The organism is Arthrospiribacter ruber, assembly GCF_019343195.1.
Classification (GTDB): Bacteria; Bacteroidota; Bacteroidia; order Cytophagales; family Cyclobacteriaceae; genus Arthrospiribacter; species Arthrospiribacter ruber.
In genome coordinates this window covers 348,304-361,770 of sequence record NZ_RPHB01000005.1, presented here as the reverse complement: position 1 = coordinate 361,770, position 13,467 = coordinate 348,304, and the positions used below count along the sequence as shown (strand labels likewise).

At 41.3% G+C, this 13,467-nt stretch carries 10 protein-coding genes; 3 read left to right on the top strand and 7 right to left on the bottom strand.

The features are described from left to right. Positions 1 to 206: 206 nt before the first annotated feature. Entirely contained in the window at positions 207 to 3,389 is a 3,183-nt protein-coding gene (locus EGN73_RS12290) for a S41 family peptidase (protein WP_425515030.1), read from the top strand. 58 nt (positions 3,390 to 3,447) lie between these two features. Here the strand turns inward: EGN73_RS12290 and EGN73_RS12285 are convergent, their stop codons facing one another. The 7 genes from EGN73_RS12285 to EGN73_RS12255 all read right to left on the bottom strand — a co-directional run bounded on the left by EGN73_RS12285 (position 3,448) and on the right by EGN73_RS12255 (position 11,549). After that, entirely contained in the window at positions 3,448 to 3,858 is a 411-nt protein-coding gene (locus EGN73_RS12285; RefSeq protein WP_219290120.1) for a response regulator, read from the bottom strand. Next, the gene (locus EGN73_RS12280; protein ID WP_219290117.1) at positions 3,859 to 6,540 is read right to left on the bottom strand and encodes a ligand-binding sensor domain-containing protein; all 2,682 of its coding nucleotides are present in this window, start codon (positions 6,538 to 6,540) and stop codon (positions 3,859 to 3,861) included. Between the two features lie 323 nt (positions 6,541 to 6,863). Next, positions 6,864 to 8,171, bottom strand: coding sequence for an L-fucose:H+ symporter permease (fucP, locus tag EGN73_RS12275; protein ID WP_219290115.1), 1,308 nt, complete (start codon positions 8,169 to 8,171; stop codon positions 6,864 to 6,866). A 14-nt stretch (positions 8,172 to 8,185) separates the two neighbouring features. Continuing rightward, positions 8,186 to 8,971 (bottom strand): L-fucose dehydrogenase, encoded by a 786-nt coding sequence (locus tag EGN73_RS12270; RefSeq protein ID WP_219290112.1) that lies wholly within the window; start codon positions 8,969 to 8,971, stop codon positions 8,186 to 8,188. 9 nt (positions 8,972 to 8,980) lie between these two features. After that, positions 8,981 to 9,805 (bottom strand): amidohydrolase family protein, encoded by an 825-nt coding sequence (locus tag EGN73_RS12265; RefSeq protein WP_219290109.1) that lies wholly within the window; start codon positions 9,803 to 9,805, stop codon positions 8,981 to 8,983. Positions 9,806 to 9,812: 7 nt separating this feature from the next. Continuing rightward, entirely contained in the window at positions 9,813 to 10,664 is an 852-nt protein-coding gene (locus EGN73_RS12260) for a fumarylacetoacetate hydrolase family protein (RefSeq protein WP_219290107.1), read from the bottom strand. A 132-nt stretch (positions 10,665 to 10,796) separates the two neighbouring features. Beyond that, positions 10,797 to 11,549 (bottom strand): SDR family NAD(P)-dependent oxidoreductase, encoded by a 753-nt coding sequence (locus EGN73_RS12255; RefSeq protein ID WP_219290104.1) that lies wholly within the window; start codon positions 11,547 to 11,549, stop codon positions 10,797 to 10,799. A 190-nt stretch (positions 11,550 to 11,739) separates the two neighbouring features. Between EGN73_RS12255 and EGN73_RS12250 the strand changes: the two genes are divergently transcribed. Both EGN73_RS12250 and EGN73_RS12245 read left to right on the top strand, forming a co-directional pair. Further along, entirely contained in the window at positions 11,740 to 12,612 is an 873-nt protein-coding gene (locus tag EGN73_RS12250; RefSeq protein WP_219290101.1) for an AraC family transcriptional regulator, read from the top strand. A 75-nt stretch (positions 12,613 to 12,687) separates the two neighbouring features. After that, positions 12,688 to 13,467 (top strand): hypothetical protein, encoded by a 780-nt coding sequence (locus EGN73_RS12245; RefSeq protein ID WP_219290098.1) that lies wholly within the window; start codon positions 12,688 to 12,690, stop codon positions 13,465 to 13,467.

Genomic DNA, 13,467 nt, shown 5'->3' with positions numbered 1-13,467 from the left:
CGAGGAGTATTCTTCGATTTTGGAAAAAAGTATCGGAATGCTTAAACAGGCACATTTTAAATAATTTTAAGTGGAATTGAAGAATTACACATTTATGTAAAAAATGAAACCTACATCCAATGCTTTTCCTAATTTTATGGGCTAACCTTATATATAAATTTATGCAGAGATTAAAGTTTGTGTGGGCCTTGGCGATGGTCCTGCTCATGGGTTCATTAGGTGCGCAGGAAAATCCCCAATGGCTCAGGTATCCGGCTATATCCCCAGATGGGAAAACCATAGCTTTTACTTACAAAGGAGATATTTATACAGTTCCCAGTTCTGGTGGAAATGCGGTCCAACTTACCTTTCATGATGCCCATGATTTTATGCCGGTATGGAGCAAAGATGGAAGTAAACTGGCTTTTGCTTCAGATCGCTATGGTAATTTTGACGTCTTCGTGATGGAAGCTCAAGGTGGCGCGGCCACAAGATTGACTTTTCACTCCAATGATGAAATGCCTTACACTTTTTCCCCAGATGGAGGACATGTGATTTTTGGTGGAGTCCGGCAGGATATAGCCGAACACAGGCAGTATCCTACCGCTTCCCAACCGGAGCTATACAAAGTACCTGTAAAAGGAGGTAGGGTAGACCAGATCTGGACACTTCCTGCAGAGGCGGTGCAGGTAAATGCCGATGGAAGCAAATTGATCTATCACGATAAAAAGGGTGGAGAAAATCCTTGGAGAAAAAAACACACCTCAGCGATTACCAGAGATATTTGGATTTTTGATTCAGCTTCGGGGGAGCACAAGATGCTGACGGAATTTGAGGGGGAAGACCGAAATCCTGTTTTTTCGGCTGATGGCAAGACTGTTTACTACCTCAGCGAAGCAAATGGAAGCTTCAATGTTTTCAAATTTTCCCTGGATAATGCCGATAAAAAAGAGGGAATTACCAAATTGAAAGATTTCCCTGTTAGGTTCCTTAGTATTGCCGAAAATGACCTTATGGCTTTTTCTTATGATGGTGAACTTTACACCCTCAAGGATGGTGAAGACCCAAAGAAGGTAAAAGTGACCATCAGGACCCAAGCTGTAAGCAATCCTGACAGCTTTATCAGCATCAATGGGGGAGTAAGGGAAATGTCTATTTCTCCAAATGGAAAGGAAATCGCCTTTGTGGCGAGGGGAGAGGTTTTCGTTACTTCAGTAGATGGAGCGATAACTAAGAGAATTACCAATACACCGAATCAGGAGAGTTTTGTAGAATTTGCTCCGGATGGGAAATCCCTTATTTATGCTTCTGAAAGAGACGGTAGGTGGCAGATTTTTAAGGTAAGCAGAGAAAGGGAAAGTGATGAACCATTCTTTTTTGCAAGCACTTTGCTCAAGGAAGAAGCGGTAGTGAGCAAAGAGGTCGATTGCTATCTGCCTAAGTTATCCCCAGACGGTAAGAAATTGGCTTTTGTGGAAGGAAGAAGAACATTGAAGGTGATGGACTTAGATAGTAAGAAAGAAATCACTTTGATGACACCGGAGCACCTTTTCCACATGAGAGATGGAGACCAGTACTTTGAGTGGAGCCCGGACAGCAAATGGCTTTTGGCAGCATATAGGCCAACAATGGCCAATGGAGAGGTGGTCCTGCTAGATGCAGAAGGTAAGCGGGAAATGTACAACCTTACCCAGAGTGGATATGGAGATGGAAGACCGAAATGGGTAAAGGATGGCAAGCAGATGATCTGGTTCAGTAATAGAGATGGAATGAAGAGTTTTGCTACAAGTGGAGGCTCTCAAAATGATGTCTTTACGTTGTTTTTCACCAAAGAAGGCTACGATCAGTTCAATCTTAGCAAAGAAGATTTTGACTTGATGAAGGAAGTGGAAAAAGCCGGTAAAAAGGATGAGGAGAAGAAAGATGACAAAAAGGATGAAGGTAAAAAAACCGAGCCGCTTCAGATAGACTGGGAAGATCTTAGGGACAGAAAGGCCAAACTTACCATTCATTCGACAGAGTTGGGAGATGCTGTATTGGACAAAGAGGGTGAAAAATTGCTTTATTTGGCAAAGTTTGAAAAGGGGATGAACCTGTGGAGCACAAACCTGAGGACCAAGGAAACAAAAATGGAATTGAAGTTGGATGCATCTTATGGAAGCCTGGCCTGGGACAAGGAAATGAAAAACCTCTATCTACTTTCCGGTGGAAATATTTCCAAGATCACGGATAATGGAAGCAAAAGGGAGCAGATTAAAATCTCCGGAGAAATGACCATGGATAAAGAGGCCGAGTTTAAAGAGATGTTTGAGCATATCAAAATCAGGACAAAGGGTGCTTTCTACACTCCTGACATGCATGGAGTAGATTGGGATGTATTGACAGCGCAATATGAAAAGTATCTGCCATACATCGGAAATGGATACGAGTTTGCTGAAATGGCTTCCGAAATGATTGGAGAACTCAATGTTTCTCACGCCGGTGCTTCCTACAACCGCTCTATTCCTGAAGCGGATGCTACGGCATCCTTGGGTATATTTATGGATTATGCACATCAGGAAGACGGTATCAAAATCAAAGAAATCATCAAAAACGGACCTTTGGACAAAGCTGGATTAGACATCATGCCTGGAATGGTTATTGAAAAAATTGATGGAGAATTGATATCCAAAGACCTTGATGTGGCACGCTACCTCAATAGGAAAGCTGATAAATTCACCTTATTGGAACTGGTGGATGTCAAGTCAGGCAATAAAAAGCAGGTCACTGTAAAACCAATCACCTTGGCAGAAGAAAACAGACTACTTTACAGAAGGTGGGTCAAAAGAAATCAGGCTGAGGTTGACAGCCTGAGCGATGGTAAGTTGGGCTATGTACATATCCCAGGTATGTCAGACGGGCCTTACAGGACCACTTATGAAGAAATGATGGGCAAATACCATGACAGGGAAGGCGTGATCGTGGATACCAGGTTCAATGGTGGAGGCGATCTTGTTGCAGACCTGGCGATGTTCTTTACAGGGGAGAAATTTATCACTTACGCCACTGAGGACAGAGATGTAGGTTATGAGCCGACGTTTAGGTGGACCAAGCCTACTTTGGCCATGTTCAATGAGGGCAATTATTCAGATGGGCATTGCTTTGCCTGTGGATATACAGATCTGAAAATAGGGAAAACTGTGGGTATGCCTACTCCGGGTACTTGTTCTTTTGCAGGTTGGGAGATGTTGTCCAATGGAGGGAGATGGGGTATAGCTCCTATTTCGGCCAAAGATAAATCCGGCAACTGGATGGAAAACAATGAGAAGAAGCCGCAGTTTCAGGTGAAGAACATGCCAGGAAAAATTGATAAAGGCATTGACCAACAGCTTGAAAAGGCAGTGGAAGAATTGCTAAAGGAAGTTGAGTAATCGGAGGGGTCTCAAAGAATTTAAAAAAACCCGGTAAATGTGCATTTACCGGGTTTTTTTATGGATTTGTCATCCAACTGTTCAGCTTCTGTTTAATAGATTTACACTGAAAGTCTACCAGAGGCTTTTCCATAAAATCCACTACCAAATCATATGTATTCGCTTTGTCCCTGTCAGATTGGGATAGGGAAGAGGTTACCATAATTACCTTTACCTGATCGGAATTGGTAAGTGGGCTTAATTTGTTCAAGAATTCCCAACCATTCATGTAGGGCATGTTGATGTCCAGAAAAATCAGGAATTTGTGATCTTTGGAATTGATTTTTGGTCCGATGTAGTCCAAAGCATCCATAGCTTCATCAAAACTTAGTGGTTGTTTGCTCAGTCCAGATTCCCGGATAATGATTTTATGTAAGAATATTACTCCTGGATCATCATCGATTACCAGAACTTCTGTATTGCTGTTCATTTATTTTTTTGCAAAATGCTCTGACTTTTTGTGCGTTTGTCTCACTAGTGCGTCAAGATCTTCGAGGGTTTTCAATACCTCTTTCTCCAACTCTTCCTTGCTTTTACCTACATCCTGGTATTTGGGATAGTTGATCAAAAGTTGGATAAGGCCGAGGGCTTTGGTAAGAGGTGCCCTAACTAAGTGTGACTGCTGCCAGGTTATATCCTTCAGTGCGGAATTTTGTGACTCAATTTCTTCAAGAGCTTTGGTCAGTCTTTCGTTGGTAGTGCTCAGTTCAGTGGTTCTCAATGTTACCAATTGCTCCAGTTTGCTGTTGACTTTTACTTTGGCAGTGTAGTTGACAATAAATATGATCAATATGCATACCAAAATTAAGACTAAAATTTTAAACCAAAGAGATTCGAAAAAGAATCCTTTTACAAGAATATCCAACTTATGGGTACTGTCCAGTTTTCCATTTCTGTAAATCCTAAATTCAAGTAAGTGTTTTCCTGGGTTCAAACCGTTGAATGTCAGATATCTATTATCTTTGACTTGAAGCCAGTTGCCTGATGCCGGAGATATTCTGTAAGTAAGGGAAAATTGAGCGGGATTTGAGAAATCAATATTGGAAAATGATACCTGAAAATTGTTGTTGCCAGCTGGGATAATCAATTCCGAACCTATGATCGGATTTTTCTGATCTGCTACCAGTAGTTCGTCCCATTGGAAATTGGCCGAATTTTCCTCCCAATCGATGTTTAGGGGATCAATGATTCCAACACCTTCGACTGTGGGTATCCAGATTTTATTTTCCCCATCTTTGAATGCAGATGGGAAAATCAAGCCATTGGTTTCAGAATTGGGCATTCCGTGGCTGTTGTTGTAGGTCACAGAATTGATAAAAAAATCAGGGTCATCTGATTGCTTAAATCTTCTGAGCTCGGCATCCGGGAAATATTGTACCCCAAAGTTATTGCTGATCCATACTCCGGTATAGCCATCATGGGTAATGCTGAATACCGAAACAGCATTCAACCCTTTTTCCTTTGTAATTCTTTTGAAGTTTCCTTTTGTATAGACTACTATTCCCCCATGAGTACCAAACCATAAGTCTCCGTCATTATCTTCATAAACCGCATAAATGACATCCTCACCCGGTTTAAGAGGAAGTCTTACCTGTTCCCTTATCTTTCGGTCTTTGATCCTGAAGAAACCTGCATTTCTCGTACCTGCTATCAGTTCTCCATTTTTTAATTGATGAATGCTTGTAAAGTTGGCATTTCTAAAAGAAGCAGGAAGCTCGAGTGTGACAATTTTTCCTCCTTGCTCCCTGTAATGAATCCCTCCATAGCGGGTCAGTATCCAAAGTGTCTCATCTGCATCCCAAAAAATGGCGTACACATAATTGCTTCTTAATCCATCTGATTCGGTGATTTGACCTATAATCTTGTTTGAACTTTTGTCTATGATAGAGACACCGGCGGTAGTACCTGCATAAATATGGTTTTTATCTTCACCAATACTATTAATCCAATTGAGTAGAAGGCCATCTTTAGCGGAAATGTTGGTAATATTACCTTTTTTTATTTTGTACAAGCCTTCAGATTTGGTACCTATCCACTGGTTTTGATCAGAATCTTGAAAAATGGCCTTGATGTTTTTATCTATAAGCTGAGGGAATGGTACTGTCCTTACTTTAGCAGGTTTGACTACGACCAACCCACGTCCATGAGTTCCGAGATAAAGGTTTTCTCCATCAAAAAGGATTTTTCTGACGAGGTAATTTTTGACTTCCTTGAAATAATACCTTTCTATTCCTTCTGCACTGATTCTTATGATGCCATCTTCGGTAGATCCGCTCCACACATTATTGAACTGATCTTTGGTAATGCTTGGAAAATTGAAATCTCTTATTCGATCAAAGGATACCAATTGGGTCAGGACCTTGTTATCTTCTACTCTGAAAATTCCTTTCTCCGGAATTCCGATGTAGGTCATACCATTATCCATCATTACCCTTCTTACATTGGTGTCTCTTTCGGTAAGGAGTTGGTAGGTTTTGTTGCTATAATTGTAGTGAAAAAGTCCTTTATTGGTACCTATTAGCATACTGCCGTCCCCTTTGTGAAAAAGGCTGACCACTTCCAAACCTGGTTCAGTTTTCCAATTAGGAAGTTGGCTGAACTGGTCATTTTTCCACAAGTGGATATTTCCATCCTGAGTACCGATCCACAAATAGCCATTGCTGTCTTCAGAGAGGGTCATGATCCAGGAATCCTCGGCTATGTGATTACAATCAATTACTTTGTGGATGTTTTTTTCGAGCAACGCAATACTCCTGTCCGATGAGGCCCAAATGCCACTTTTACCTTTGAAAAAGGCATAGTAGGTCTGGTCCAACATCACTGGATAGGTATCCTTGTCAAAAACCTTTATCAAAGAACCATCAAACCTTGCCAAACCCTCCTCAGTAGCCATCCAAAGAAAGCCAGTATTGTCCATCTCCATAGCATATATGGCGTTTTGAGGGAGACCCTTGGTATTGTCCCAAAGCTGCACTACATAGTCTGCCTGGCTTTTTAGTTTTTTTAGAGGAGGGTCTTCAGCATCAGCATAAACAGGCTGAAGTATTGAAGTCCAAAGACTAAATAAAAGTAGAAGGCTGATATCTCTTATATGCTTAATCCTAAAGTTCAAAGTATTGGGCGAGTTATGTTTTGTACTTAATGGATTTTGTTTTGAACAAGTCTATTTTTCTACCTTAAATTGAAGGTTAATATGACCCAATCAAGCATCTATATTAATCAAAAAAAATCCAATTCAATTTTTTTTTCAAACCTTTTTTTGAGTCCATGATAGGATCCTTTTTTTTGATTTTAAGTGTAAAAAAAATGTGTAAGAAATTTAAGAGCTTTGTTTAAATGATAGGGTTTATGATATAAGGATTATTTTTTTATTGATTGATTTTAATAATTTGATATTGAAAGGATTGCGAATGATGACTTTGTATTCACAGATTCTCAATGCCCATTTTGTCTTCTTTTGGCAAATATAGCTACAACAAAAAAGCATATAAGTGGTAATGCAAAGGAGAAATTCACCTCTGGAACACCCAATATTCTTAAATCGTCATAGTCAGGTCCTCCAAGATCCAGTATAGCTCCCTGTAATGTAGGCATGATAGCCCCTCCTACAATGGCCATGACCAAAAATGCCGCTCCATACTTGGCATCATCTCCTAACCCTTCCAAGGCTATGCCATAGATGGTCGGAAACATGAGGGACATGGCAAAGGAAATCCCAACCAAACAATACAGACCTAATATTCCAGTAATGAAAATAGTACCTAATGTAAACAGAACGGCAAGGCTGGAAAATCCAAAAAGCAAACGGGAAGGGTTGACAAAGCGCATCAGGTAAGTACACACCCAACGGCCTATCAAAAACAGGATAAGGGCTGTGTAGGCAAAATTGACAGCTGAAGCATTGTCGATTCCCAAGGTTTCGGCATACTGGTAAATGTAAGTCCATACCATGATCTGTGCACCTACATAAAACATCTGGGCAATGACACCTTCCCGGAACTTGGCATTTGAAGCCAACCTTTTCATGGAGGGGACAAAATCCAGTTGCTCATCATTGGATTTGTTTTCCGGCATTTTTACCAAAGCGATGACGACTGCCAGGCCTAATACCACGATTCCCAACATTACATATGGATCCCTGATTACCATGAGGTCATTGGTACGGATGATGGCCTTGGTACTTTCATCCAAATGGGCAAAAATCAAATTGCCATCAGCATCGGTATTGTTGGATTGCAGGGAGTTGAGGATAAACTCTTTGGCGACAAAAAGTCCTGCCAATGCACCCATGGGATTGAAAGCTTGGGCCAAATTGAGCCTTTGTGTGGCCGTGTCAGTGGCACCCATCGATAGGATATAGGGGTTGGCTGTAGTTTCCAAAAATGCCAGCCCAAAGGTCAGGATATACAAAGCAGTGAGGAAGAATCCATAACTTTCCCAAGCGGCGGCTGGATAAAACAGTACCGCCCCGAAAGCATACAATCCCAAACCTATAAGGACACCGGTTTTGTAAGAGTACTTTTTGATAAATATTGCCGCAGGCAAGGCCATGGTAAAATATCCACCATAGAAGGCCATTTGCACCCAGGATGCCTGGACGTTATTCAGTTCCAATACCCGCTTGAATGCTGCCACCATGGGGTTGGTAATATCGTTGGCAAATCCCCATAGGGCAAATAAAGTAGTGATCAAAATAAATGGCAACAACAGTTGCCTGGATACAATGGGTTCTTGGGTTTTCATTGATTGTCTTAAAGTCAAGTGCCTATTGCTCTGTCAAGATGGGTATATCCTCCATCTACAAAAAGCAATTGACCTGTTGTGTGAGATGACCTGGCAGAGAGGAGGAAGACAACTGTATCGGCTATTTCGCGGGCAGTGGTCATTCTTTTTTCCAATGGAATTCTATTTTCTATTTCAGCCAACTTTTTTTCAGGATCCTCGAAAGTTTTGATCCAATTGGAATACAAAGGTGTCATTACCTCTGCAGGTATGACCGCGTTGACACGGATGCCATATGGAAGTAGCTCTACCGCCCATTCCCTGGTCAATGAAAGCTGGGCACCTTTTGCAGCCGTATATCCACTGGTATTCCCTTGGCCGGTAAGGGCTGTTTTGCTGCTGATGTTGACAATTGATCCTTTTGATTTTTTGAGTTGGGGAAGGGCAAAATGAACCAAATCGTAATAGTGTCCTAAGTTTTTTTCTACGGATGCCCTGAATTTGTGGGGATCTCCATTTTCAAGTCCTATACTGTCATTTGCACCGGCATTATTGACAATCCCATCAATCTGCCCAAATTTTTCCAAAGCAAACATCACTGCGTCTTTTGCATCTTCTGTATTGCTTAATCTTTTTTCAAACTGCGCTCCCTGGGTTCCTTCAGATTTCCATTTTTGTAACATTTCCTTTCCCTCAGCAATGGATGGGTCTATCATGACAGGTATGGCACCTTCTTCAGATAGTACATTACTGATGGCAGCTCCGATTCCTTTGGCACCACCTGAGATTAAAAAGACTTTTCCTTTAATTTTTAAATCCATATTGTAATTTTAAATATCATAAAATATAGCTGCATTCTTGCCAAAGACTTTGCTTTTTTCACTTTCTGAAAAGGAGCTGAAAAAAACCTGTGCAATATCATGGACTTCTGTGTAGGAGGCAGCCACAAGACATACAGGCCAGTCTGACCCATACATTAACCGGTCTGTACCAAAGGCCTCCGTTATCTTTTCCAGATAGGGATGGAAATCGCTTGGTTTCCAAAATTGCCAGTCTGCCTCTGTAACCATTCCGGAAACTTTACAATATACATTTTCCAACATTCCCAATGCAATCATTTTTCCTGCCCAGGGTCCGAAATCAGCTTTTTTGATATTTGGCTTGGCCAAGTGATCGATCACAAATTTCTGATTGGGAAATTTTTTGGCCAATTTCAGTGCATGATCAAGGTGCTGAGGATAAATCAGAATATCGTATGTGAAACCGAATTTTTCCAGCAAAGATATTCCTTTGACAAATGGCGGATTTTCCATTGCTTCAGGTGGAAGTCCTTGCAATACTTTTCTAAAACCCACCAGTGCTTTTTTTTCCTGCCATTTCTCAAGATCCTTTTCAATCTCTTTGGATTCAAGATCCACCCAACCTACCACACCCTTGATCCAAGGGTTCTGGTGAGACATTTCAAGAAGAAATTCTGTTTCCTGAATGGTCTCCTGAGCTTGAACAGCAATGGATCCCGATATGTCATTGGTCTGTAATTCAGGTAGTAAGTCCTGGGGAAGAAAATTCCTTCGTATTTTTGACATGCTTTCATCTATCCAGTCATAACGAACCGGATCATATTTCCAGAAGTGTTGATGGGAATCGATTTTCATGTCGGCCTTATTTTGCATGGATTGCCTGCTGGCGGGCCTTGCCCAAGCCATCAATTCCCAATTCTACGACATCACCTTCTTTGAGGTACCTGGGCGGTTTCAGTCCCAAGCCTACACCTGAAGGTGTACCTGTAGAAATTACATCTCCAGGAAGTAATGTCATGTATTGGCTGATATAGGAAATCAATGTAGGAATGTCAAAAACCAGATCCGAAGTGACGCTATCCTGTAGCATTTCACCGTTAACACTCAGCCAAAGGCGCAGGCTATGGGGATCTGGGATTTCATCTTTTGTCACCAAATATGGACCTAATGGAGCAAAATGATCCGCACTTTTGCCCTTTACCCACTGTCCACCATGATGAAGCTGAAAATCTCTTTCACTCACATCATTGTGAAGGCAATACCCCGCCACATAATCCATGGCTTCTTCTTGACTTACATAAGTGGCTTTCTTGCCAATAATGACAGCTAGCTCTACTTCCCAATCTGTCTTTTCAGAATTTCGGGGAATAATAATTGGATCATTTGGTCCGCAAATAGATGAAGTGGCTTTCATAAACAAAATCGGGGTCTCGGGTACCGCCATACCGCTTTCTTTGGCATGCATGGTATAGTTGAGTCCTACACAGATGATTTTTGAGGGTCTATTGATAGGTGACCCCAAGCGCGTGGAAGGATCCACTTCTTCGAGAATGTCTTTGTTTTTCTCCAGCCATCCCTGAAGCCTGTTCAGTCCGTCATTTTCAAGGAAATCTTCTGTCCAGTCTTCTCCGAATGAGGAGCAATCCAGCCATTTATCTTCTATTGCAATTCCTGGTTTTTCTTGTCCTTGGTTTCCAAATCGGATAAGTTTCATAGTGGTTATTTAAGATTTAAGATTTAAGATTTAAGATTTGAGATTTGAGGTTTATGCTTAGTTAAGAGTGTATTAAACGAAGTCTTGAGTAAGACTTGGTTCTTTGTTCATTCTACAACCGTTCATCTTGCCTCAAGCTTTTAGCCCAAGAAATCCCCCGTCTATGGGGAAGTTGCTGCCTGTGATAAAAGAGGCTTCATCTGAGGCAAGGTAATAAGCCATTCCAGCAATTTCATCCGGTTTTCCCATTCGGCCTATGGGCTGGGTTGCAGCCAATTTATCAAACATTTCCTTTTCCTTACCGGGATAATTTTTTTTCAAAAAGCCATCCACAAAAGGAGTGTGGACTCTGCCAGGTGAAATGCAGTTGCATCTGATATTGTCCTGTACATAATCCCTGGCAATGGAAAAGGTCATAGACAAGACTGCACCTTTTGTCATAGAGTAAGCAAAGCGGTCAGGTAATCCCATGGTGGCAGCCACTGAACACATGTTGATGATACTTCCTCCTCCATTGGCTTTGAGCTTTGGAAGGGCTGCTTGAGCACAGGAAAAAACACCTTTGATATTGACCTGGTAGAGCGAATCAAAGTCGCTTTCTTGGGTAGTCTCTAGATTTCCTATATGAGATATGCCTGCATTGTTGACCAGCACATCCAATTTGTCTGGCAAGAGATCAAAAATTTCCTGTACTTTCTTGACATCGGAGACATCAACATGAAAGAAACATACATTGAAATTTTTGCTGAGAAGCCTCTTTTCTACTTCAGCACCGTTCTGTTGGTTATAGTCCAAAAAGAAAACCTGGTAATTTTCCTGGGCAAATCTTTCGGTAATGGCCAGCCCGATTCCGCTTGCCCCACCTGTAATTACTACTTTTTTCATTTTTTAAAGTTAGCTTGGATTCAATATAAATTGAATTGTCAGATTTTCAAGTTATTTTTCTGTCAGAGGGAAATAGAAATGATGCAAGTTGCTCAAATTTGTCTCGGATGACTACTGCTTAATTTTAATTTATGCATATTATTTTAGCTGTAGGATTCATTTTGTGAAAAATTTGGGTAAAATTTAGGGCATGAAAGCGAAATTACTCGAGAGAAGAAACCCATTTGACAAATCGTTCAATTCAGCCATTCATGTTTATCCTCACTTTTTGGATATTTGGCATTACCATGCTGAGCTTGAATTGGTGTACATTCTGAGTTCTACAGGAACCCGTTTTATTGGGGACAGCATTCAACCTTTCGAAGCAGGAGAGCTGGTATTGATAGGGGAGGGGCTTCCGCATATGTGGCAAAATGATCCGGAGTATTTTGAAAAAGATTCAGGATTAAAGGCAGAAGCCATCACACTCCATTTTAAGAAGGATTTTGCTGGAAATGGACTTTTGGAAATGCCCGAAATGCATCAGATCCATCAACTTTTTGAGTTGGCAGCTCAGGGGATAGTGTTTGGGAAAGAGACTGCAGATCAGGCCAAAGAGAGGATGCATGAAATCCACGGCTTGAATGGTTTTGACCGGCTGATCAGACTTCTTGAGCTGTTGCAAATGCTGGCTACGCAGGGTGATTATCAGTTTTTGAGTACAAAGGGATTCTCCAACCCGGCAGAGAAAAGCGGTGACAGAAGGATTGACAAGGTATATGCTTTTACTTTCAACAATTTCCGGAAAAACATCACTTTGGATGAAGTAGCCGATGTGGCCAATCTGAATCCAACGGCATTTTGCCGTTTTTTTAAGAAGCACACTAAAAAGAATTATTCTAAATTTCTCAATGAGATAAGGATAGGATATGCCTGCAAACTTCTTTTAGAGGAAAGACTTAACATCTCGGAAGTAGGCTATGAATCAGGCTTTAATAACCTCTCCAACTTCAACCGGCAGTTCAAAAATCTGATGTCCATCTCTCCGAGCCAGTTTTTGGCGAAGCATCATGTGAAAAAATAGTTGGGGACCTATGCTTTTTTGGCATGTAAATTGAAAAGGGACAACTCCCTGTTTTTCAATTGATAATATAGAGCCATGAAAAGTAAAAGATTAAGTGTATACATCTTGCTGATTTTTACCATAATAGGTAGCTGTATGTCTGAGCTTAATGAGGATGAGCTGGACAAAGGAGAAGATGATGAACTGGTCCTGTTGTTGATCGATGAAGATAGCATAGACAACGGAGATGAGCCCAATGGTTTTTCGGACATAGATGTCAATGATCAAATAGCTAGGGTGGGACTTAGAGAGCAATTGAGTTTTTTTAAAAACAATAAAGGCAAAACTATTGACTTGTACACAGGTCAGGTAGGAGATGAAGGCTGGTTTGCCTTGACAGCCATTCCCAATACTTGGATCAATGCAGGCCCTACAGAAAATGGCACAGAAAATTTTCTTGCACCTGGACCTGGACTCGGAGCTCCCAATATAGATGAGGACAGGGAAGTATTACTTGATGAAATCTCCGGGGTGACTCCGCTGAGGGCTACTGGTTTAAAAATGCTGGAAGGAAAAAAAGTCCTGGCTGTGGTGTTTGACAGTGATATAAGTATCAATTATTCGCCACTAAAAGGGAGCTTAAAAGGCGATAATCTTGGATTGGTAGCATTTGAGGTTTTGGAAGTAAGGAAAAGGGACAACGGGAGTTCTTCTTCCCTCCCCATTGTGTCGATCAGGATATTGGACAGTGATGAGGTCTTGGGTTGGAAAAAAGTACTTTTCAGTAATCCTCCTGTACCCCAGACCTCTTCAGAACCATTTGATATAACACCTCCAGCAAGTGCTATAGGTCCTGTCTTCGTGGATGCCAAATGA

Coding starts and splice junctions, on each gene's coding strand:
- EGN73_RS12290 (WP_425515030.1), top strand. CDS start 207: ATGGGTTCATTAGGTGCGCAGGAAAATCCCCAATGGCTCAGGTATCCG.
- EGN73_RS12285 (WP_219290120.1), bottom strand. CDS start 3,858: ATGAACAGCAATACAGAAGTTCTGGTAATCGATGATGATCCAGGAGTA.
- fucP (WP_219290115.1), bottom strand. CDS start 8,171: ATGAAAACCCAAGAACCCATTGTATCCAGGCAACTGTTGTTGCCATTT.
- EGN73_RS12270 (WP_219290112.1), bottom strand. CDS start 8,971: ATGGATTTAAAAATTAAAGGAAAAGTCTTTTTAATCTCAGGTGGTGCC.
- EGN73_RS12265 (WP_219290109.1), bottom strand. CDS start 9,805: ATGAAAATCGATTCCCATCAACACTTCTGGAAATATGATCCGGTTCGT.
- EGN73_RS12260 (WP_219290107.1), bottom strand. CDS start 10,664: ATGAAACTTATCCGATTTGGAAACCAAGGACAAGAAAAACCAGGAATT.
- EGN73_RS12255 (WP_219290104.1), bottom strand. CDS start 11,549: ATGAAAAAAGTAGTAATTACAGGTGGGGCAAGCGGAATCGGGCTGGCC.
- EGN73_RS12250 (WP_219290101.1), top strand. CDS start 11,740: ATGAAAGCGAAATTACTCGAGAGAAGAAACCCATTTGACAAATCGTTC.
- EGN73_RS12245 (WP_219290098.1), top strand. CDS start 12,688: ATGAAAAGTAAAAGATTAAGTGTATACATCTTGCTGATTTTTACCATA.